The 21,152-nt window shown below is 29.8% G+C and carries 18 protein-coding genes and 1 tRNA gene; 5 read left to right on the top strand and 14 right to left on the bottom strand.

The window, feature by feature from the left end; all coding sequences use genetic code 11:
- Positions 1-5: 5 nt before the first annotated feature.
- Positions 6-701 (bottom strand): MBL fold metallo-hydrolase, encoded by a 696-nt coding sequence (locus LPC16_RS00830; RefSeq protein ID WP_229637390.1) that lies wholly within the window; start codon positions 699-701, stop codon positions 6-8.
- A 455-nt stretch (positions 702-1,156) separates the two neighbouring features.
- Between LPC16_RS00830 and alr the strand changes: the two genes are divergently transcribed.
- Positions 1,157-2,356 carry an alanine racemase gene (alr, locus tag LPC16_RS00835; RefSeq protein WP_229637391.1) on the top strand — a complete coding sequence of 400 codons (1,200 nt, stop codon included), beginning with the start codon at positions 1,157-1,159 and terminating at the stop codon, positions 2,354-2,356.
- Positions 2,357-2,498: 142 nt separating this feature from the next.
- Positions 2,499-3,008: a hypothetical protein gene (locus LPC16_RS00840; protein WP_229637392.1), complete on the top strand. Its 510-nt coding sequence runs from the start codon at positions 2,499-2,501 to the stop codon at positions 3,006-3,008.
- Between the two features lie 232 nt (positions 3,009-3,240).
- On the opposite strand, the gene rpsF is transcribed toward LPC16_RS00840, so the two are convergent.
- The 3 genes from rpsF to LPC16_RS00855 all read right to left on the bottom strand — a co-directional run bounded on the left by rpsF (position 3,241) and on the right by LPC16_RS00855 (position 5,397).
- Positions 3,241-3,681 (bottom strand): 30S ribosomal protein S6, encoded by a 441-nt coding sequence (rpsF, locus tag LPC16_RS00845; RefSeq protein ID WP_229637393.1) that lies wholly within the window; start codon positions 3,679-3,681, stop codon positions 3,241-3,243.
- 526 nt (positions 3,682-4,207) lie between these two features.
- On the bottom strand, positions 4,208-4,714 hold the full coding sequence (locus tag LPC16_RS00850) for a Tic20 family protein (RefSeq protein ID WP_040054623.1): 507 nt from the start codon (positions 4,712-4,714) through the stop codon (positions 4,208-4,210).
- A gap of 143 nt (positions 4,715-4,857) precedes the next feature.
- Positions 4,858-5,397 (bottom strand): GIY-YIG nuclease family protein, encoded by a 540-nt coding sequence (locus tag LPC16_RS00855; RefSeq protein WP_229637394.1) that lies wholly within the window; start codon positions 5,395-5,397, stop codon positions 4,858-4,860.
- 438 nt (positions 5,398-5,835) lie between these two features.
- On the opposite strand from LPC16_RS00855, the gene LPC16_RS00860 reads away from it, so the two are divergent.
- Positions 5,836-5,920 (top strand) — tRNA-Ser (locus LPC16_RS00860).
- Between the two features lie 44 nt (positions 5,921-5,964).
- On the opposite strand, the gene lepB is transcribed toward LPC16_RS00860, so the two are convergent.
- The 6 genes from lepB to lysS form a co-directional block, all read right to left on the bottom strand.
- On the bottom strand, positions 5,965-6,549 hold the full coding sequence (lepB, locus tag LPC16_RS00865) for a signal peptidase I (protein ID WP_229637395.1): 585 nt from the start codon (positions 6,547-6,549) through the stop codon (positions 5,965-5,967).
- Positions 6,550-7,129: 580 nt separating this feature from the next.
- Positions 7,130-8,350: a tetratricopeptide repeat protein gene (locus tag LPC16_RS00870; protein WP_229637396.1), complete on the bottom strand. Its 1,221-nt coding sequence runs from the start codon at positions 8,348-8,350 to the stop codon at positions 7,130-7,132.
- 286 nt (positions 8,351-8,636) lie between these two features.
- On the bottom strand, positions 8,637-9,497 hold the full coding sequence (locus LPC16_RS00875; RefSeq protein WP_229637397.1) for a DnaJ C-terminal domain-containing protein: 861 nt from the start codon (positions 9,495-9,497) through the stop codon (positions 8,637-8,639).
- 61 nt (positions 9,498-9,558) lie between these two features.
- Complete coding sequence (dnaK, locus tag LPC16_RS00880) at positions 9,559-11,688, bottom strand: molecular chaperone DnaK (protein ID WP_229637398.1); 2,130 nt, start codon at positions 11,686-11,688, stop codon at positions 9,559-9,561.
- Between the two features lie 543 nt (positions 11,689-12,231).
- Positions 12,232-12,474 (bottom strand): NifU family protein, encoded by a 243-nt coding sequence (locus tag LPC16_RS00885; protein WP_040055239.1) that lies wholly within the window; start codon positions 12,472-12,474, stop codon positions 12,232-12,234.
- A gap of 440 nt (positions 12,475-12,914) precedes the next feature.
- Positions 12,915-14,459, bottom strand: coding sequence for a lysine--tRNA ligase (lysS, locus tag LPC16_RS00890; protein WP_229637399.1), 1,545 nt, complete (start codon positions 14,457-14,459; stop codon positions 12,915-12,917).
- Between the two features lie 454 nt (positions 14,460-14,913).
- On the opposite strand from lysS, the gene LPC16_RS00895 reads away from it, so the two are divergent.
- The gene (locus LPC16_RS00895; protein ID WP_229637400.1) at positions 14,914-16,278 is read left to right on the top strand and encodes a TrkH family potassium uptake protein; all 1,365 of its coding nucleotides are present in this window, start codon (positions 14,914-14,916) and stop codon (positions 16,276-16,278) included.
- A 57-nt stretch (positions 16,279-16,335) separates the two neighbouring features.
- Complete coding sequence (locus tag LPC16_RS00900) at positions 16,336-17,028, top strand: potassium channel family protein (RefSeq protein WP_040054901.1); 693 nt, start codon at positions 16,336-16,338, stop codon at positions 17,026-17,028.
- Here the strand turns inward: LPC16_RS00900 and LPC16_RS00905 are convergent, their stop codons facing one another.
- The 4 genes from LPC16_RS00905 to rseP all read right to left on the bottom strand — a co-directional run bounded on the left by LPC16_RS00905 (position 17,029) and on the right by rseP (position 21,045).
- Positions 17,029-17,583, bottom strand: coding sequence for a deoxycytidylate deaminase (locus tag LPC16_RS00905; RefSeq protein WP_229637401.1), 555 nt, complete (start codon positions 17,581-17,583; stop codon positions 17,029-17,031).
- Positions 17,584-17,616: 33 nt separating this feature from the next.
- The gene (dut, locus tag LPC16_RS00910) at positions 17,617-18,048 is read right to left on the bottom strand and encodes a dUTP diphosphatase (RefSeq protein ID WP_229637402.1); all 432 of its coding nucleotides are present in this window, start codon (positions 18,046-18,048) and stop codon (positions 17,617-17,619) included.
- 198 nt (positions 18,049-18,246) lie between these two features.
- Positions 18,247-19,761, bottom strand: a complete 1,515-nt coding sequence (locus LPC16_RS00915) for a thymidylate synthase (protein ID WP_229637403.1) — start codon at positions 19,759-19,761, stop codon at positions 18,247-18,249.
- 198 nt (positions 19,762-19,959) lie between these two features.
- Positions 19,960-21,045 (bottom strand): RIP metalloprotease RseP, encoded by a 1,086-nt coding sequence (rseP, locus tag LPC16_RS00920; protein WP_229637404.1) that lies wholly within the window; start codon positions 21,043-21,045, stop codon positions 19,960-19,962.
- Positions 21,046-21,152: the final 107 nt, after the last annotated feature.

Raw genomic sequence — 21,152 nt, forward strand, 5'->3', positions numbered from 1 at the left:
AACTACTAAGAAAATAATATATTCCCACAATTTTTGTTAATAGGAATTGCTTGTTTTATTTTAGAAGGTTGAGATAGCTTAATTTTACTCATGAGATTGATAAATTCTTTACGCTCTACTCCTGTAAAGCGAGGATTATTTTTTCTTTCCTCTCCAATAGTTGATACAGTAAATCCTTGATAATCATGTCCTGGATACACTAGGATTTCGTCAGGTAAATTGAAGAGCTTCATAGTTACAGAATCATAAAGAATTCCTGCATCACCACTTTGAAAATCTGTCCTTCCACATCCCCTAATTAACAAAGCATCTCCAGTCAGGACTAAAGTTTGATTTATTAAATATGAACAATGGCTATCTGTATGTCCAGGAGTATACATAGCTTCAATTATTGTATTACCTAATAATAGAGTTTCTTTATCATCAATGAAACGATCTGCACATTTAATAACTTCATTTTTTGGTATGATTCCTAGACATCGAGTTAATTCCCTCAACTTTCCTGTACCTGTTATATGATCAGCATGAATATGAGTTTCTAAGCAGTATTTTAAAATTAAATTTAATTCTTTAATAAGTTTAATATCTCTTGCAACGTTCTCAAATACTGGATCAACTAAAATCGCTTCTCTTGTATGGGGATCGGCTACTAGATAGGTATACGTTGATGATTCTTTATCAAATAACTGACGAAAAAGCATAAAATAATGTAATAATTTTGTTATTTATCATACAGCAGTTAAAGGACTTTTTTTTAAACTTTCCAAGAAGCAAAACATATTATTAGTAATAGAAACTATTACTAATAATAAACTAATTACAGTTATATTCTTATACTCTTATTTACAAAATGTGAGAGCTTAATATATTGAGCTGATAAGTAAAAGTATTTGGAATAAAATAAAAAAATACTAAAAAACAATATGTTTATTTTTTAGATTACAATTAAACGTTAATTAAAAACTATTAAATAAATGACAAGAAATAATAAGTTATTTTATCTTATTCATAACAATCAAAGCATTAAAAAATAATTTATTAAATAGATGTATATAATCATATGTTTTTGAAAATTTATTATACTTATTAAATATATTCATATGCTAATGATTTATTTTGGTTAATAAATATACAAAAATGGAGAGTAGTCAATAAAGTGCCATATCAAGAATTGACTCAAAAAATTGTAACTCTGGATCTTTATAGTTATTACTTTTCTAAAATTACTTGTCAAAGGGCATGGATGCAAATAGACCTTGATGCTTTAGTTTATAATGTAACTCAAATCAAGAATTTATTATCTACTCAAACTTCATTGATGGCAGTTGTAAAAGCTGATGGTTATGGTCACGGAGGAGTTGCCATTGCTAAAACAGTACTCAAAGCAGGGGCGAATGCTTTGGCAGTAGCTACATTAATGGAGGGGATAGAATTACGTGAAGCAGGTATTGATTCGCCAATATTAGTATTAGGGGTAACGAATACACCCGAAGAAGTAGTTGCTAACATTCATTGGAATTTAGAAGCTACACTTTGCTGTCCAGAACAAGCTTTTATGATTTCCAGAACTTTATCCCAATACAAAAAAACATTATCTGTCCATCTTAAACTAGACACAGGAATGTCTCGTCTAGGTACTCCCTGGTATCAAGGAACTAGATTAATTAAACTAGTACAAAGACTACCATACTTAACATTAGCGGGTATTTATTCTCACCTTGCTGCATCTGATGACCCTAATACTGAAAGTATAGAATTACAGCATCAACGTTTTGAAACGGTAATTTCTAATTTAAAAGACTACAATAAACCTTGTTTACATTTCGCTAATTCTGCGGCTACGCTTAACTATCCTCAACTACATTATAGCTTGGTAAGAGTAGGATTAGCTCTATATGGTCTCTATCCATCTCCTCATTTACGTTCTCGAGTTTCTCTGAGGCCTATATTACAAGTTAAAGCAAAGATTACTCAAATTAAAACTATTTCTCAAGGAACAAAGGTTAGTTACGGTCACCAATTTACTAGTAAACACTCAATGATAATAGCAATAGTCAGTATTGGCTATGCTGATGGTGTCCCTCGAAATTTATCTAATCGACTTCAAGTATTAATCCATGGCCAGAGAGCATATCAAATTGGAGCTATTACTATGGATCAGTTAATATTAGATATAAGTCACCTAAAAAATATAAAAGTTGGAGATATAGTAACATTAATTGGGAAAGACGGAGAACAAGAAATTACAGCTGATGACTGGGCCTCGGAATTGGGAACTATTTCTTGGGAAATTCTTTGTGGCTTTAAACGTCGATTACCTAGAGTTAATATTCAAAATATTTTTAACAAAGATTAATAATTACGGAATTTACAATTTTTTGTATAAATTTTAAAATTAGTTTTGCTACTCACTTTTTTATAATGAACATTCTTTTAAGAAGTTAAAAAGACATTAATAGAATCCACAATTAATAATTATTCTAAATAAGTCCTAATCAATGTCAATATTACGCTCTATTGTAATAAATCAAAAAGAAATTCACAACACTTGTGAACTATATATTGTGAAACCTACAAGATTTATTTTGTATAACTATTCTAAGCTGTTGCCAAGTTGGAATGGATCACCCCATTCTCTGATTATCTTTTTATTATACTCTACAGTACCTTTGGATAATAATTGTGTGCAAGTTCAAAAGGAAAAGAAAAGATTAAGGCAAAAGTTTTTAAGATTAGGAAATATTATTCAACCAATTTTACAAAAAAAACAGTATTTAACTGAAATTATAGATCCTCGAGATGGAAAACTAGTTAGTTCAATTTCTGGATATATTTTTTTTGATAGTGTAACAATTATTCATAAGTCATTAAAGATGAATTATGTTTCTGCTAAACAATGTAAGTTACTATATCATCCATTTCAAAAGACAAATATTTATCCTGGTTTAATGATATCAAATGCTAGAGTTAATAGAGTTAATAATTTGATAGCAGCAAATATTTTTTAGAGTTGAAGCTAATAAGTTATTTATATTTAACTACTACTAACAATAATGATCAACGTATTTTATTGTTAGATTACTATTGCTTGGTATAGATATAGTATACTTATGTATCCAGAATATTAATAAATAAGGAGTTTGCTTTATCTCTAGAGGTTGTGAAAATAAAATAGAAAATCACACTACCTGAAAACAATTAAAACATTAATGACTTCAAAGTAGTGTGAAAAACAAATAATTATCCTTCAGAGTCTATTAATTCTACTATTTTTGTTTCAGTAGCTTCAGATTCAGAAGCTTTGGATTTGATATCTTCTGCCTCTTCTTGTTTTTCTGTAATCTCAGAATTAGACTCATTACTATCAAGTTCAGAAGTTTGTTTGGTTAAATCTTCTTCTACCTTAATTGTAAGATAGCGTAATACATCTTCCTCTAAACGCATTATCCTTTCTAAAGGTTCAATCTGCGTACCATCAGCTTTATAGTTAAACTGAACATATATACCATCAAGTTTTTTCTGAATAGGATAAGCAAGACGACGCTTTCCCCAAACTTTCACCTCGATATCAACAGCACCGTTTTTAATTAGAAAGTCTTGGTATTTAGTTACTGCCTGATTTGCCTGCTCTTCAGATAAATCAGGTCGTAAGATATAAATCATTTCATAGTTTTGACTCATTACTTTAAACTCCTTTTGGACATATTGGCTTCTAGTTTAGTCATAATTTTCTGATTAAGAAGCAAGGATTGTTGAAGACAAATACAAAGCAGTAAAGCCTTGCTTTTGATATAAATTCTTCAATACTACACTGCCACTGGATGTAATTATTATACTTGCACAAGATGAATCAGATATAGTTAATTTAACTGATTATGAACGTTTATGCCAAGATTTTAAAAGTAAATCAGCTCAAATTAAGGTTTTTTTAGTTGAACAGTATGACTTTTACACTAATTTTTAGAAAGGTATAATGATCCCTTAAAATCAAAGTTTACAAAAAAATTTTAATTTATTATAAGACTTACTATAAGTACTAAATTTTTTCGATATATATAAAAAATTATTAAGTATTTATTCCCTAGTTATAGTATTTATCTTTTTAGCAGTTCTTCAATTAGAGCTTCAACAAAAACCGACAGTATAACTAGGAAAATAATAAAGAAAGAGCCTCATATAATTTTTTAAGTTAATCATTTAGACCCAATCACCGAATACGCGAATACGCAGCTTCAGAAATAGTAGGAATTTCTGCATATCGACCTAATACACTTTGAACCATAGAATAATAGGAAGCAACAAGACCACCTAAAAAGATAAGACTATAAAAAGTTTCTATAAATAACCCACTATGTCCCAAGGTAGGGATTAGAACATATTGCATTACAATTCTTGCTAACGCTAATGAAATTGATATCAGAATAGATTGCATTGTATTGTAACGAATAAAATGACTAATTTTTTCATTTCTTACAACTGCTGCGAAAAGTATAATAAATACTGCAAAGCTAGCAAAACTTCCGAGAGGCCCTAGTAATGATGCAAGAAGTCCATAGCTTAATTCTACTGGTAAAGCAGGAAAACAGAAAAAACCAAAAGCAGGAAACTGTTGTAATAAGAAGCTTCCAAAAAATAAAGTGTCATAAATGGCAAAGCAATAGACTATTATTCCAAAAATACGGTCCGGTATACTTACTGATCCACGCCATGTCATTGTTAATACTCCTTTATTCTTAAAAAGATTGAATACCATTAATGTACAACATTTATTGGAAATAATATTATCCAGTTTTAATTCATATAGATTTACCTACAAAAAATTTTAAAACAGTAACTTTTACTATGAGTTTTATAAATTTACTTTAAATCTAATAAGCCTTTTTCTTTTAATTTAGGATTAAATCTAATTTCAACATTACTACCACGGTTCAAAAGACATTTTTCAATATTATTTTGAACTTGTCTAGCAATTTTCTTTAAAAGTTTTACTTGAGATATTTCGTCACTGTTAGCATAGATTGTTCGATCTTCTTCTGTCATTTGTATTTTTGCATCAATAGGCTGAGTCCAGAATGCTTCGTATTCTCTATTTTTAAGGATGCAGTTTTCATATTGACTAATCCAATCCATTTTAATTTCTTCTAGAATACTGCGATTGGGATGGTCTATTATTTCGAATTTTAGCCAATAACAATTATCTGGTTGACGAACTAAGTGTTGTTTTAAGCTTAAATAAATATCACGAGAATAGCCTATAAATTGGATATGTTTATCTTTATTAAAGATTGCATAAACTCCTATTTTTTTACATAATGTCTCATCTATTAGTCCATCATTGTTGAGATATGAAGAATAATTTAATGATTGTAAACTTGGTATCTTATTTTTGGTGGCCATAATTTTGAGGAATTAATTAAGTATTAATAATGAGTATCTTGACTGATATATTATACTCAGGTAAGAATTTAAAATTCTACGGAAACTATAGTAAATTATATCAATACAATCTCAAAAACTTGATTTATTTTGAAACAAATATCTAATTTTAAGAGCTATGTTCATATGATAACAATGACCTTTTTATTAAATATTCAGTAAACTTTTTAATCATTTTAAGTTATTTGGAGAATATTTTATTCCCGAACTAGAGTCTTTAGAACTTAGTAATTAATTGATATTTTTATCAAAATTAATGATAATGGAAGACTACATAGTTCTATGTAGGAAATTTACTAGATTAATAATCAAATGAAAGGTCAAATATTTTTCTAATCTTTGATGAGTAGATAATTACTTAAATTGACCTCTGCTATAATAATACATACTTGTTAGCCTGGAGAGGTGGCAGAGTGGTTGAATGCGGTAGTCTCGAAAACTATTTTGTTGAAAGGCAACGAGGGTTCGAATCCCTCTCTCTCCGTTATAAATCTTAAGTATTTAAAATACTATTTTTCTATAATTTTATTATTTTAAATAGATTGGCTGTTCATATAAAGAGCCTAATCTGTCAAAAGGCCAAAAACGAACAAAAGCTTTACCAACAATCTTATTTTTAGGGACAAAGCCCCAGTAGTGGGAATCATAGCTATTATTTCTATTATCTCCAAGGACAAGATATTCGTTTTCCGGTATTCTACTAGGTCCATAATTATAATTAGGAGCTTCAAAAATATACTCTTCAGATATTTTCTCGCCATCTACATATACCTTTCCTGCTTTTACTTCAACCGTTTCTCCAGGAAGTCCTATAATTCGTTTAATAAATGCATCTTTGAAATTTTCTGCTTCAAGTGATTCCGTTGGATTAAAAACTATTACATCTCCTCGAATTGGCTCTCTGAAGCGATAGCTTATTTTTTCGACAATCAAACGATCATTAACTTCTAAAGTCGGTCTCATAGAAGAAGAAGGAATATAACGAGCTTCAGCAAGAAATGTTCGGATACCGAAAGAAAGAATAACTGCAGTGATAACAGTTTGAATCAATTCTATCCAAGGATTATTCTTAGAAGTCTGAGAACTTTTATTTTTTTTTGAACTTTGAGTCATATAAATAAAAATATGTTATTTAATTAAAAATTAATATTCTGAAATCTTATTTAATAGAAAAATATAATCTTTTGACTGAATAAAGAGATACTATAAAACAACTTATTAGTTATATTTCTCAATTTTCTTCTTTAACAACAAATCTTTAATCAATAATGTATTAATTAAGAACAGAGATATATGACGCTAATGATTTAACTTTGTTGCCTAAAATTATTAATTTTAATTCATTTTTATAAATTTGAATCTCAGCAAACAATTTACTTTTAGCAATTTGTTTATAATCATTCTAATTAAAATTAGAAATAATATATGTATTTTCCTATACTCATTAAATATTGTATAAAATTAAGTTTTATATGAAAACATTAGTTTGAGATAACACATAAATAGTAAGTTTTAATATCAATTTTTTTAAATGACAGACTATCATACAATGAATATTATATGAAAAATAGTTGTTAGTTCAAATTATTTAACAATCTTAAAATTACAAGAAAAATTTTACTTGGAAAAATAAAATTTTTCTTGTAATTTATTATTAGAAATATATATAGTAATATTATTTAAATCAACTTTTTTAAAATTCTTTACTTATTGCTTTATTAACTTTTTTAATTTGCATTAAAAAGTATTCTTGATCATGGTTTAGAGAACGGGCTAAGATCAAGCCTTCCGTAAAAGCAGATAAAGCTAATTCATATTGAAATTTTTCCATATAGATTTCTCCTACTATGCCATATGTTTTCATTAATCCATAGTAGTTATACGATATTTTTTCAACCTGAAGTAACTTTTGATAAATTTGTAAAGCGTAGTCAACCTGCTTATAACTCTCATAGAGAAACGATAGTTTTATTAATGCTTCTTCTGCAACTCTAAACAGTTTTAATTTCCAGGCTAAGGTATAAGCTTCTTGATAATTTTCACTTGCTATTTCTGGCTGATCCAAAAGCTGATAATCTTGGCCAATATCAACTTTAAGTGAAGGTATGAAGTGTATTTTTTGAGTCAAAAAATAGCTTTTTACTAGTTTTTCCTTAATTTGTACAGAATTATTAGTTTGTGAAGATGCATTATAAATACTAGATAATATTTGTAGATAAAATTCTTCTAAGTGAATATTTTTTTTAATTTGTGCCCTATATAGTAATTTCTCATAAATTCTTGCTGCATTAGGAAAATCAAATTTAGCCAAATATAATTTGCCTAAACCTTGTAATGATTTTTCTGCAACTAATGTAATTTGTTTTTTTTGAGCATATTTTAAAATCTTTTTATAGATTATAATAGAATTATCTAAGTTATTAAGTTGAAAGTATGCATTCGCCAGAACCATTAAAAGATTTAAACTTATAGAACTCTCTTTTTCAGAGATCTCGTGTAAAGTTGAGATCCGTTTACTAATGATTTGTACGTCTTCTTTTCTAGCTAATTCCCATGCGACTTTTCCTATTTCTCCCAACCTATTAATTTCTTCAATTCTTCCTAATACTCTTCCTAGCCTTAATTCTCTATACCAGACTGAAAAAGCAAGATCAACATTACCCATATTTAGCTCTTTTTGCGCTTTTTGATTTAATTTATTAAGATTTTTTCTTAATCGAGTCTGCTCTAAAATTGTTAATGGACGAACAATATGAGGAATCAAGGGATCTGTTAAAGGTATTTCTAGAGGATCTAATGCAGGTTCTGGCAAAGATAATGCTAGGTCATATAAAAAAATACAATTATTGAAACTAACAATAAAAACTATACTTCCCAAAGTACAAATTTTATTTATAGAAAAAAAATGAATCATAATAGTTGGCAAAAATATTTTAATTTGGAATAATTTTAAAAATGTAATTATATTTACAAATACTAGTCTGTGATTACTTTTTTTATTTAAAAATAATTATCAATTTATATGTTTTAAAACTATTATATGTATTTTTTTCTAAAAAATAATTTCGTATCTTCTTTTGCCAGAATCATAAATTATGATATTTATTAAATAAGTATTATCTTATGGAAAAAAGTTCAATAATTATTAACTTAAAGTGATCTATTAATAAATATTTTTTAATAATTGTCGTAGTTTTGACTTATGTAGTATACTTTCGTGGATTAAATTCTTCTTTAGAACGAATTTGTTTGTATAAAAATAATTCTTCTTCACTAATCTCTGAAGGAATAGCTATATGCATTTCCAACAATTGGTCACCCCGTTGCCCCAATTCATCAAAATATCCTTTATTAGCTAGACGAAGCTTCTGTCCAACTTGAATGCTTTTAGGAGTTGTTATTTTAACCATTCCATCAATTGTAGGAACAGTAATTTCCTCTCCTAATATCGCTTCACTGGGAGTTAATAAAATCTTGCAAATAATATCTGCATTTTTTAGTTTAAAAAATATATGAGGTGTTATTAGTATTTCAAGATATAAATCTCCTCCACTAAGTCCCTGATTTTTAAGTCTAATTTTTTGACCATTGACCATTTTAGATGGCATATCGACCTCTAAAGATCTACCATCTTCTAGGCGTATCCTCTCTCTGCCTCCATGATAAGCTTTTTCCAGAGGAATATTTAACTTAGCTTCAACATCCTGTGCATCATAAGAAGAACTAACAAATTTTGTTCCCTTATTAGTATCAGAATTAAAATTTATATCTTTAAATTTTGAAGATTTGTTCTTTTTCTTATTGCTATGAGAATTAGCTATAAAAGAGTCATATCTCTTTTTACTAAACTTTAAACGATTATAATCTGCTCTTTTAGTCTCATCTGATAAAACATTATAGGCTTCGTTGATACTTTTAAATCTTTCTTCCGATACTTTATCTCCCGGATTGACGTCAGGATGATACTTCCGAGCAAGTTTACGGAAAGATGCTTTAATTTCTTCTGCAGTAGCATTTTTAGCAACTTCTAAAGTCGCATAATAGTTATGAATTTGTTGCATATATCCAATATTAAAAAGAAATTTAGAATAATTAAAATTGAAATTGAATTATATTTAAAAATTAGAACCAGTCATCATCCTCTTCATCCCATTGATTTTCGTTTGGCGTTTGGTGCAAACGATTACGACTCTGGTAAGAGTTATATTGATCTTGAGAATATTTTGTATTTTCTTGAAAAATAGGACGATTATTTCTATTTTGTTTGAAAGTATCATATTGGTCGTTGTAACGTTCATATCTAGGAGATTCATAATCTTTACGTTTGTGGTAATAAGTAGAGTTATAATCAGAATCATAAGACGTGTATGAATCGGTATCAGAATCATTTGTAAAGGTTCGTTTAATAGATTCTAAGATACCTTCATCTTCTTCCTCATATTGTAAGCGTACTTCTCTATTCAATTCACGTAATAAATCTTCTAGATCGTCTTTTGCTTTATCCAAAGATCTTTCATCATCGTTATTTAAACTTTCAATAATCTCACTATTCAAAACTTCAATTTGACGACGATAGCTGCTAGCAAATTGAGCTCCAAAATCAAGAGTAATATCTTTTATCCTTCTTAAAGCTTGATCTGTTAAAGCTTTAGCGTTATTACGTTTTTCTATTCTTTCTCGCCGTTGTCGATCTTTTTCGGCAAATTGAGTAGCTTCTTCAACCATTCGATCAATTTCTTTTTCACTAATAGTCGAGGTTCCTTGAATAAGGACACTCTGTTCCCTGCCCGTTGCTTTATCTCTTGCAGTAACTTGTAATATTCCATTAGCGTCAATATCAAAGGCAACTTGTACCTGAGGAATTCCTCTCGGAGCAGGAGAGATTCCTGTAAGTTTAAAACGTCCTAAAGATTTATTGTCAATAGTCATTTCACGTTCTCCCTGGACGACATGAATTTCTACTATGGTTTGATTATTTTCTCCCGTTGAGAAAATATCGGAACGACGCACTGGAATAGTTGTATTACGAGGTATAAGTTTTTTAGTAACACCTCCTATCGTTTCTAGGCCCAAAGAAAGAGGTGTTACATCTAGTAATAGTATTTCCTTAACTTCACCAGCTAAGATACCTGACTGAATAGCAGCACCAACTGCTACAACTTCATCAGGATTAACATTTTCATTTGGTTCTTTATCAATAAAGCCACGTACCAAAGACTTAATCATTGGCATCCTAGTTCCTCCTCCCACTAGTACTACTTCGTCAATTTGAACAGGGGTTAATCTTGCATCATTCATAACTCTTTTAAGAGGGCGCTGTAAACGAGTCACCAAATCAGAGCAGAGGTCTTCAAATTGAGGACGTGTTAAACGTTTTTCTATATGCTGTGGGCCATTCTCTGTTGCAGTAATGAAAGGAAGATTTATGTCAGTGATACTTACTCCAGAAAGTTCGATTTTTGCTTTTTCTGCCGCTTCAGTAAGACGTTGTAAGGCTTGCCTATCTTTTCTTAAATCTATACCTTCATCTCTTAAAAATTGCTCGGCTAGCCAATCAACAATACGTTTGTCAAAATCGCTCCCTCCTAGCTGAGTATCACCACTAGTAGACTTAACTTCAAATACTCCATCTCCAACTTCTAAAACAGAAACATCAAAAGTACCGCCTCCTAGATCAAAAACTAGGATTTTTTGAGATATTGTTTGATCTAATCCATAAGCTAAAGATGCCGCAGTTGGTTCATTTATTATTCTCAGCACCTCTAATCCTGCAATTTTTCCTGCATCTCTAGTGGCTTGTCTTTGAGAATCATTGAAATATGCAGGAACTGTAATTACTGCACTTGTAACAGGTTCTCCTAAATAACGTTCTGCTTCTTCAGCTAATTTTCTTAAAATAAACCCTGATATTTCTTCAGGAGCAAAATCTTTGTTTAGACGAGGACATGCCAATTTGATATTACCATTTGCATCTCGACGGATAGTATAAGGAACTTGTTTTGACTCATTAGTGAGTTCATTATACTTACGCCCTATAAATCGTTTAACACTATGATATGTATTTTGAGGATTAAGAACAGCTTGCCGTCGTGCCATTTGTCCTATAACTAATTCTCCATCCTTGCTAAAGCCTACCATAGAAGGGGTAGTACGCATTCCTTCGGAATTGGCGATAACTACTGGCTTGCCGCCTTCCATGACTGCGACTACAGAATTTGTTGTCCCCAGATCAATGCTAACTACTTTACCCATGTATCTTTTTTTCTCCAACTACTCCGTTTTAAATATGAGTGTTATTTATGCGAAAACTTAATTTTAATATATATTTTGTTAACGATAATGATATTGTATCTAATTATGTAAAGTTATTATAATCAAATATGTTAAAGATAAATACTATAATAGTAAATTGAATAATTAACTCATAAATATTTTTCCTAACTTAGAACTTATAATTTTAAGTAATAAATAATTAAGTATATGTATGCATATACTTAATTATTTATTCCTAATTCAAATATGTATTTATATTGATATTTAAATTATTAAGAACAAAAAATATTTATATTTCACTAATTTTTTAGGTTATTTTCCCAGCTTTAATCAAGATGAAATTTTACTTATAACAATAAATATATAAAATCAAATCTTTTCTCACAAAATATGATATTCAAGCATCATTAAGATTAAAATTTAAAAACGTAGTAATAGAAAGTACTACAAATCTATTACTACGTCCATTAGTAAAAGAAAAAATACTTAATGATACATAGCTTTTTTCTAAATCTTTAAATTTTAAAATGCTTGTTCGACTTCTGAGACTTCGGGAATCATTTCTTTTAAACGTCTTTCAATTCCCATCTTAAGTGTCATGGTAGAACTAGGGCAAGACCCACATGCTCCTTGCAAACGTAACTTTACAATTGCCCCATCTATTTCAACAAGCTCTACATTACCTCCATCTGCTATTAAATATGGACGTAACTCGTCTAAAACTTGTTCGACATTAGTTGGTGTTAAAGCCATTACTTCCGACATATTTACCTCGATTATGTTGAATTAAAATTAGGGAAATTAAGAAATTTATTTTCTTTTACCCAATGAATCAAAACTATAGAAAACTTCTACTTACTAACAATGCTAGTTTAACTCATGATTATAAAAACTGTATTTTAAGTTAAGATTCTATCCTGAATATTAATACAAACATATTAAACATGCCCAGAATGAGAATATTTACTAAGGAATTTAATAAATACAAAAAATAGATCTCACAATATATTTAATAAAATCTAGCTATACTTGTTAAGTAATTAAATATTATAACCAAAATTTTTTTAGATTCTTCACTAGTATTATAAATTTATTTATTTTGAATAAAAAATTTGATAACTATAGTTTAAATGATATTTGCTTTAGTTCTATTGAGTAGTTGATACAAATATTAATTAACATATGTCAACTACCTAAATTATTATCTAACTTTCTAAGGCTTGATTTTTTAGTAATGGAAAAGCAATTACATCCCTTATACTTGGAGAGTTTGTCAATAACATTACAAGGCGATCAATGCCAATTCCTAATCCTCCGGTAGGGGGCATTCCATACTCTAAAGCTGTTAAAAAATCTTCATCTACATTATGAGCTTCTAAATCTCCTGATGCTTTCTTTAAAGCTTGCTTTTCTAGTCTCTGTCGTTGATCAATGGGATCAGTTAATTCAGAAAAACTGTTTGCTAATTCTCGCCCCATAATATAAAGTTCAAACCGTTCAACTACATTTTCTTGAGTACGATGAGGCTTTGCTAATGGAGAAATTTCAACAGGGAAATCTAAAATAAATGTAGGTTGAATTAGTGTCTCTTCTACAGTTTGTTCAAAAACTTCGCTGAGTAGATTTCCTAAGGTCTGACACGTTTTTGGAATTTGTACTCCTATTTTACTAACTGCTATTTTAGCCTCTTCAAAGTCTTTGAAACTATTGAAATCTAAATTATTTTTCTCTTTAACTATTTCATGCATAGTAATTCTACGCCAAGGCAATGAAAAATTAATTTCTTGTTCTTGACATTTAACGATCATATCTTTACCGATATCATGAATAATAGTGGTAATGAGTTTTTCTGTTAATTCCATCATGTCGTAATAATCTGAATATGCTTCATAAACTTCAATAGAAGTAAATTCTGGATTATGTTTAGTTGAGATTCCTTCGTTACGAAAGATTCTACCTATCTCAAATACTTTTTCAAATCCACCTACTATTAATCTTTTCAGATGTAATTCTGTCGCAATTCTCAAATACAGATCCATATCTAATGTGTTGTGATATGTTATAAAAGGCCTAGCATCTGCTCCACCAGCTTCAGATTGTAAAACAGGCGTTTCTATTTCGATAAAGCCTTTTTCTTCTAAAAATCTGCGAATAGAAGATATTATCCTTGAACGACAACGAAAAGTTTCTCTTGTACTAGGGCTAACTATTAGATCAATATATCTTTGACGGTAACGTTTTTCTTTATCAGTTAAACCATGCCATTTATCAGGAAGTGGCAGCAAAGACTTGGTTAAAATTTCATATGTTTTTACTTTAATAGAAAGTTCACCTTTTTCTGTCTTTTTTATGGTTCCTTTAACACCAATAATATCGCCAGTATCTATCAATTTTTTAAGATGATTAAAAGGATTCTCTATATTGTTCATATTGTCTTGAATAATTTTTTTATCAAGATATAGTTGAATAGTCCCTGTCTCATCTTGCAACGTAAAAAAAGCAAGCTTTCCAAAAATTCTACGAGCCATAATTCTTCCAGCAAGAGAGACTTCTATTTCAATTTCTTTCCCTTCTTCCAAATCAGAATAAGCTTTTTGTAGGTAGGCAGCATTATGAGTAGATTTCCACTGATAAGCATAAGGGATTAAACCTAATTTCTTGAGCTCCTCTACTTTCGCAAGGCGTGTAGCACGAATTTCTTGTAAACTAGAAGTAGACTGAGCTTCTTGCTGCGATAAATTAAAAGACATTTGCAATATAGATTATATGGTATTTGAAAATTAAATAAGGTCTGAGCTTATTAATCGAGATATTATTATAGCGTTACAAATATTTCATTAATTACACATTACGATATTTTTATATCTATTCTTCATAATATATTCCAAACTTAGCAAGTATTATGTTTCTTTTTCAATAGAATATGGAATCCTATAGTAATGAAAATATAATAGCAAAGTGTTCAGATGAGCAAAAATACTCATGTTATATTTGTTTAAGTATTCTTAGCAATTTTAATATTTCAACTTTAAGAATATTAAAAAAGTTTATATATTCTATTAAAACTTAATTTAATTTACAGTACACAATAGATTCTCACTTTATGATGCTAAGTAAATTAAGTTTTAATTACTAAATAATAGCATCTTCTATATTTATGTTAAGGTATGAGCGATTCAGTCCTATCAAAAATTTTTATTGCTAATGACAATTGCAAGGACGATTTGCCTAGGTTTTCTCGCAGTAATCTTAGTCGGTACATTATTGTTAATGCTACCCTTTGCTACTAGCGATGGAAGTTGGAGTAATCCTTTAGTCGCTTTATTTACATCTACCTCCGCCGTATGTGTAACAGGATTAGTTGTTGTTGATACAGGAAGTTATTTCTCTTTTTGGGGTCAGCTGGTTATTCTACTATTAATTCAAGTAGGAGGGCTGGGATATATGACAACAACAACTTTTCTAATACTTATATTAGGTAGAAAATTTGATCTTAGACAAAAATTAGCAATTAAAGAACCATTTGATAGTTCGCACTTATACGGTAGTAGCCAAAATATAATTATTTCAATTATTGCGACGACTATGATTTTCGAGATTCTCGGCATTTTATTAATGCTCAATGTGTTTTCGGACAAATATGGTACTTTTCAAGGTTTATGGATAGCGACCTTCCATAGCATTAGTGCTTGGAATAATGCAGGATTTAGCCTGTTCCCAGATAGTTTGATTAGTGTTGGTGATTCTTTTATAATCAATTTTGTAATTTCTGTATTGATTATATTTGGAGGTATTGGTTACCAAGTTATTATTGAAATGTATATAGCCATTAGGCATAAGCTAAAAAATAAACAAGAAAGGTTAGGATTCTCTCTCAATTTTAAAGTTGCAATTAGTACAACTGTTACTTTACTGATCGCTGGTACCATTATATTTCTCATCACTGAATATAATAACCAAGCCACTTTAGGACTACTGAATTTTCATAACAAATTATTAACAGCTTGGTTTCAGTCTGTTACAACAAGAACAGCTGGATTTAACAGTATCGATATTAGAAATATGACTTTTGCTGGTTTATTCTTAACTATGGGGCTTATGTTTGTAGGAGCAAGCTCTAACGGAACAGGAGGAGGTATTAAAACTACAACACTTTGTATCTTAACCAATTGTACACGCTCTGTTTTAAAGGGAAATCATGAAGTAGTAATGTTTCGTAGAGAAGTTCCTGTTTCTTTAACTTTAAAAGCAGTTGCTGTTGTATTTGGTTCAACAAATATGGTTGTTTTAATGACATTGTTAATTTCGTTATCTGAAGCCAGCTTAAATCCTACTTTTTTTGATTCTGGAATCAGTTCATTACAAGTTTTGTTTGAGGTAATCTCTGCATTTGCAACTGTAGGCCTGTCTACAGGAATTACAGCTGATTTATCTTTTTTATCACAACTTTTACTAATTCTAACAATGTATGTTGGGAGAGTAGGGATACTAGTTTTTATAGCAGCTATTTCCAAAGAATCTCGACCACGGTTAATACAATATCCTGAAGAAACTTTATTGGTTGGATAACTTGCAAATTTGATATTATTATAGTTAGCAATTTCTAAACAAGGGTGAGGTATTAATTTGAAGTCCTTAAATTTTTTAAGTATTCTTCGTAGAGAAACCCGTCAATTTGCAGTGATTGGACTAGGGCGTTTTGGACGTTCGGTATGCAGAAACCTTCATAAACTAGGCTATGAAGTATTGGGAACAGACATAAAGGAATCTCTAGTGTCTCAAGTTTTAGCTGAAAACATTGCTTCAAGTGCTATTAAATTAGATTCAACTAAGCCTAATGCTTTAAAAGAAGCAGGTATTTTTGAATTTGATACTGTTATCATAGCCATTGGAAATTATCTAGAAGAAAGTATTGTTACTGCTTTAAATGTTAAAGAAGGAGGTGTAAAATATGTAATTGCCAAAGCTTCTTCTGATGTTCATGGAAAACTTTTACAAAAAGTTGGAGCTGATTTAGTTGTATACCCTGAATATCAAGCTGGGTGTGATTTAGTTCATTTACTTACACAAAATCCTAGAATTATAGAAAGATTTGAATTGGATCCTGACCATAGTATTGTAGAGACTCGCATTCCTCAAGAATTTCATGGAATAGCCATTGAGGAATTAAAGCTTAGAAGTCGATATGATATAAGTGTATTAGCAGTCGGTAATGATGATAAATTCAAAATTAATCCTTCACCTCAAGAGAAATTAAATAAGAATTTATCAATGGTTGTTATTGGTTCTAACAAGGCAATTCAGAAACTACCTTTATAATTAGATATCAGTAAAAATATTATTATTTTTAACTGATGTAGAATTTAAAAGGAATAGAGATGCACGGGCCATTACTTCTTCAGATAAATTAATTTTAGTTAAATTTATTAAACCTTCTTCAATAAACATATTTCTAATCGAAGTTTTACCACCTTTGTTAAATTCTGTCTCATAGAAAACTTCTTTGATGCCAGCAGAAATTATTAGCTTCAAGCAAGACATACAAGGTTCTAAAGTTACATAAATAATAGATTCATTGGTAGAAATACTATGCTTTGCTGCTTGTGCAATTGCATTTGCTTCTGCATGTACAGCTCTTGAAGGTAATTTACTAGAAGAAATACAGCTATTAAGTCCTGGATAGCAAAAACCATGAGTTATACAGTGAGTAGATTTGGCAGGAGGACCATTGTAGCCAGTTGATAAGACTTGCTTGTTTTTTACAATCACAGCACCTACTGGAAAAGCCAAACAAGTAGATCTTGTGGCAGCTAATTTAGCCATCATCATAAAATATTCGTTCCAAGTAGGTCTTTTCCCTTTTAGATACGTCATAAAAAATAGTTATATAAAATTATTTAGAAAATATTAAATCCCTGTCGAGCCAAATCCGTTAATACCTCTTATTGAAGAATTTAAGGAATTTGTTTCTTCAATTTCAACACGTATGATAGGAACAATAACCATTTGTGCGATTCTCATACCTGGTAAAACTTTGAATGATAATAAGCTATGGTTAATTAAGATTACTCCAATTTCTCCACGATATCCTTCATCAATAGTTCCAGGAGTGTTTAAAACAGTGATTTGATGTTTTAAAGCTAAGCCACTTCTTGGACGAATTTGTGCTTCTGTATTAGGAGGTAGTTCAACGGAAATACCAGTTTTGATTAATTTACTTTTACCGGGTTTGATTTCTATTTCTTCTGTAGATATTAAATCCATCCCTGAATCTCTACAATGTTCATATTTAGGAATAATTGCAGAATCTTTTAATTTTACTATTTTTAACTTATTCATACGGGTATTTATTTATATAAAGAAAGCAAGCTAATTTAAAATTTTACCGAAAATAATTCTTAAAAGTCAGTATTTACTAAAATTTTATGTTGAAGAAAGAACTATATCTTATCCATAAAAGTTCAATTATCTTAATAAAATTATATTCTGACATCAACAAGATAAATACTTAAATAATAATTTAAACGATTCATCAGGCTAGCTTTTAGTCGTTAAGGGTTTATCTTGTTGATAGTGATAGAGCTTGCTAGTCAAACATATTTCTGCCTTTTGTAGTTCTGCTCCCAAATACATAGCATGCTTTACTCCAAGACCAGGACAGTCTTCTGCAATCTTATTTTGAATTTTTTTTGCAGATTTACCAAAATAATAATTCACAATTTCTCCCGATCCTGGGGTAATATGCTCAACAGATATTTGATTATCCTGAATGAAAATTAAGTAGCTTCCACTGGGATCAGCGTATTGTTTCTCTTTACATATTTTTTTATATTCTGCATCTACTATTTTGTCTGCATATTCCCAACAATCGTTGTAAATATGAGCGCTTTGACTAATAGTAATTAGTGGACCAATCTGCAATTTATAATTAGATCTATCCTGTATCTCTGTAATAATGTGTACTTGCAATGCCCTTAAACCCATTGCATTGGAAGGCCATGCAGAAAACATATCATTGCTACGAAATGTAGCTGTTAAAGATAATTCATTATCAATAGTTCTTATCCAAATATGGTTTAAACAAGGAGGACTATCATTATTGTCATGATCATTAACATCCCATAGAGACATAACAGCTCTAGAAGAATTGATATCAGAGATTAGTAAACTTATAATTTGTTCAATTTGGTCTTTTTTAAACCAAGATCTTAATCTTTGTCCATATGTATATTTAATACCCTCTCGTTGCGGAGAATCATCAAGAATTTGAGATATATAGTCATTGATAAATTCTCTTTTTATGGGAAGATAATTAGGCTCAGGAAAATAAAAACTTAATGGTTCATCTTTAACTACAGCTACAATATTAATTAGTTCTTGCCACTTTCCATATTCGGTTGGCCTAATTCTTCCAGTTGTTTTAATACGATGTAATATCTTAACCCAAGTTTCTGCAACTGTATTACCTTCTATTCGATGGCAATATTTAGTTCCAGGACGTACTTTTGAATTAGTTTCTGTAAAGGGAAAAATTAAAGGTTTGCTCCAAGGCTTTTTTTTCTTTTTCTGATTCAATTCCTTCATATAGTTAACTGCTTCAACAATTGATTCAGCTTCCTTGTAGACTATAGATCTACGAAGTGATTCTAATATATCAGAAGGAATTTCTATATCTATATATCCAAGAATATTGGAATTAACAATCCATACATGCTTTCCTATATGATCAACTCCTGCTCTAAAGCCTTTATTTAAGAAGTCTAATAGACATTGGCATCCTCCCGCATTTCGATCTTCTTTTGTTGCTTGTAATATGATCAGCGAAATCACATGAGGATTTGCTAGTAAGTTTCTTATTAAAGGACTAATACCTCTAGTTGGACTATACAAATTCCCAATAACTGCATACTCTTTTGATATTAAATATTTTGCTACTGATTCTTTGACTGTCCATCCGGTAATAATAGCTGTTTGTCCATAACCACAAATTAGTTGGTTAGGTTTATGATACGGAGTATAATTAAATGAATAACTTGGTGATGTTGTAGACATAAGTAGTTATTAGGTACATTATAAAAATCAATCTAATGTAGTATTTTTTACAATAACTTTTCAATTAATTATGTCGAGCTATCTTGTTTTATGAGCTGACAACATTATGTTAAATTACTTTTCGAAAATATAGAACGATTCTCTGTTGTAGAAAAGTCAAAACTTATTGACTTTTCTATTTTTATATTTCTGTTATATTTACATACCAATTTGTTTAACAAATTCTTGAACTACAGTTAAGCTAGCTGTGTCACGAATAATTACAAAAATTCCTAATCCTAATAGTAAAACAAGACCAGTTTGCATAATACTTTCTTGAAACTTAGTAGGCAATGGTTTTCCTAAAATACCTTCTATTAGTAAAAATACTAATTGTCCACCATCTAATGCAGGTAAAGGTAAGATATTAATAATAGCTAAATTAATGCTGATTAATGCACCAAATTGAAATAAATTGCCAAAATTATTTTGAGCAATACTGGCTCCATATTCGACTATTTTAACAGGGCCAGCAATTTGTTGTACATTTTCTTGAAAATGGCTTATTAGTTGCCAAAATCCCTGAATTGTAAGAGTAAAAGCGTTTAAATAGGTTTTACTACTATAAACAAATATTTCTATTAAATTTTTAGCATGACTTGACTCAATATTAGGCAATAATCCTACTCCAATTTTTCCCCTTCCTTCTTTATTGGAGTTAGGTATTACAGTTAAATCTAATATTTCGTCTTTTCTCTTGATGGTTAAATTTAAAGGCTTATCTATCGAGTTTTTTACTTTTTCAACAAATAGTGTAGTTGCAGCAGGAAACTCCTTTAATAGATATTGGTCTATGGATAAAATAACATCTCCTTCTTTTATTCCTGCAACCATGGCCGCAGAATTATTATCTATTTGAGGGATCATAAGTCCTGGCTGTAAATTTTGAATGCCCATCGTAGCAGTCTGTCCAATAAAAAGGAAATAAGCAAAAACTAAATTAGCAATTACTCCCGAACTAATAACTATGGCTCGATCAAGAATAGGACGATTGCGAAGTAAATTTGAATCATCAACTGCTATGGTACTTTCTGGATCGTCATCAGGAAAACCAACAAATCCACCGAGAGGAATGAGACAAAAAGTATATTCAGTCTCAGTCCCTTGATATTTTGCTAAAACAGGTCCAAAACCTATAGAAAATCGTTTAACATGAATTCCTTGTAATCTTGCAGCAAAAAAATGACCTAACTCATGAACAACAATTAGAATAACTAAAACTGTGATCGCCGCCAATGTTGACATAATAAATTAGTTGATTATCGGATATTTAACATTTTTACATTGTAAAACATATAGTAATCCCCTTTCATTTTCAATTAATGACTGACAAAAAGTATTAAAATATGATA

The sequence above is a fragment of the cyanobacterium endosymbiont of Braarudosphaera bigelowii genome, from assembly GCF_020885515.1.
In the GTDB taxonomy this organism is placed as follows: Bacteria; Cyanobacteriota; Cyanobacteriia; order Cyanobacteriales; family Microcystaceae; genus Atelocyanobacterium; species Atelocyanobacterium thalassa_A.

Bases quoted from the DNA above. Each gene is read 5' to 3' on its own strand.
- LPC16_RS00830 (WP_229637390.1), bottom strand. From the start codon at position 701: ATGCTTTTTCGTCAGTTATTTGATAAAGAATCATCAACGTATACCTAT.
- LPC16_RS00840 (WP_229637392.1), top strand. From the start codon at position 2,499: ATGTCAATATTACGCTCTATTGTAATAAATCAAAAAGAAATTCACAAC.
- rpsF (WP_229637393.1), bottom strand. From the start codon at position 3,681: ATGAGTCAAAACTATGAAATGATTTATATCTTACGACCTGATTTATCT.
- LPC16_RS00850 (WP_040054623.1), bottom strand. From the start codon at position 4,714: ATGACATGGCGTGGATCAGTAAGTATACCGGACCGTATTTTTGGAATA.
- LPC16_RS00855 (WP_229637394.1), bottom strand. From the start codon at position 5,397: ATGGCCACCAAAAATAAGATACCAAGTTTACAATCATTAAATTATTCT.
- lepB (WP_229637395.1), bottom strand. From the start codon at position 6,549: ATGACTCAAAGTTCAAAAAAAAATAAAAGTTCTCAGACTTCTAAGAAT.
- LPC16_RS00870 (WP_229637396.1), bottom strand. From the start codon at position 8,350: ATGATTCATTTTTTTTCTATAAATAAAATTTGTACTTTGGGAAGTATA.
- LPC16_RS00875 (WP_229637397.1), bottom strand. From the start codon at position 9,497: ATGCAACAAATTCATAACTATTATGCGACTTTAGAAGTTGCTAAAAAT.
- dnaK (WP_229637398.1), bottom strand. From the start codon at position 11,688: ATGGGTAAAGTAGTTAGCATTGATCTGGGGACAACAAATTCTGTAGTC.
- LPC16_RS00885 (WP_040055239.1), bottom strand. From the start codon at position 12,474: ATGTCGGAAGTAATGGCTTTAACACCAACTAATGTCGAACAAGTTTTA.
- lysS (WP_229637399.1), bottom strand. From the start codon at position 14,459: ATGTCTTTTAATTTATCGCAGCAAGAAGCTCAGTCTACTTCTAGTTTA.
- LPC16_RS00895 (WP_229637400.1), top strand. From the start codon at position 14,914: ATGACAATTGCAAGGACGATTTGCCTAGGTTTTCTCGCAGTAATCTTA.
- LPC16_RS00905 (WP_229637401.1), bottom strand. From the start codon at position 17,583: ATGACGTATCTAAAAGGGAAAAGACCTACTTGGAACGAATATTTTATG.
- dut (WP_229637402.1), bottom strand. From the start codon at position 18,048: ATGAATAAGTTAAAAATAGTAAAATTAAAAGATTCTGCAATTATTCCT.
- LPC16_RS00915 (WP_229637403.1), bottom strand. From the start codon at position 19,761: ATGTCTACAACATCACCAAGTTATTCATTTAATTATACTCCGTATCAT.
- rseP (WP_229637404.1), bottom strand. From the start codon at position 21,045: ATGTCAACATTGGCGGCGATCACAGTTTTAGTTATTCTAATTGTTGTT.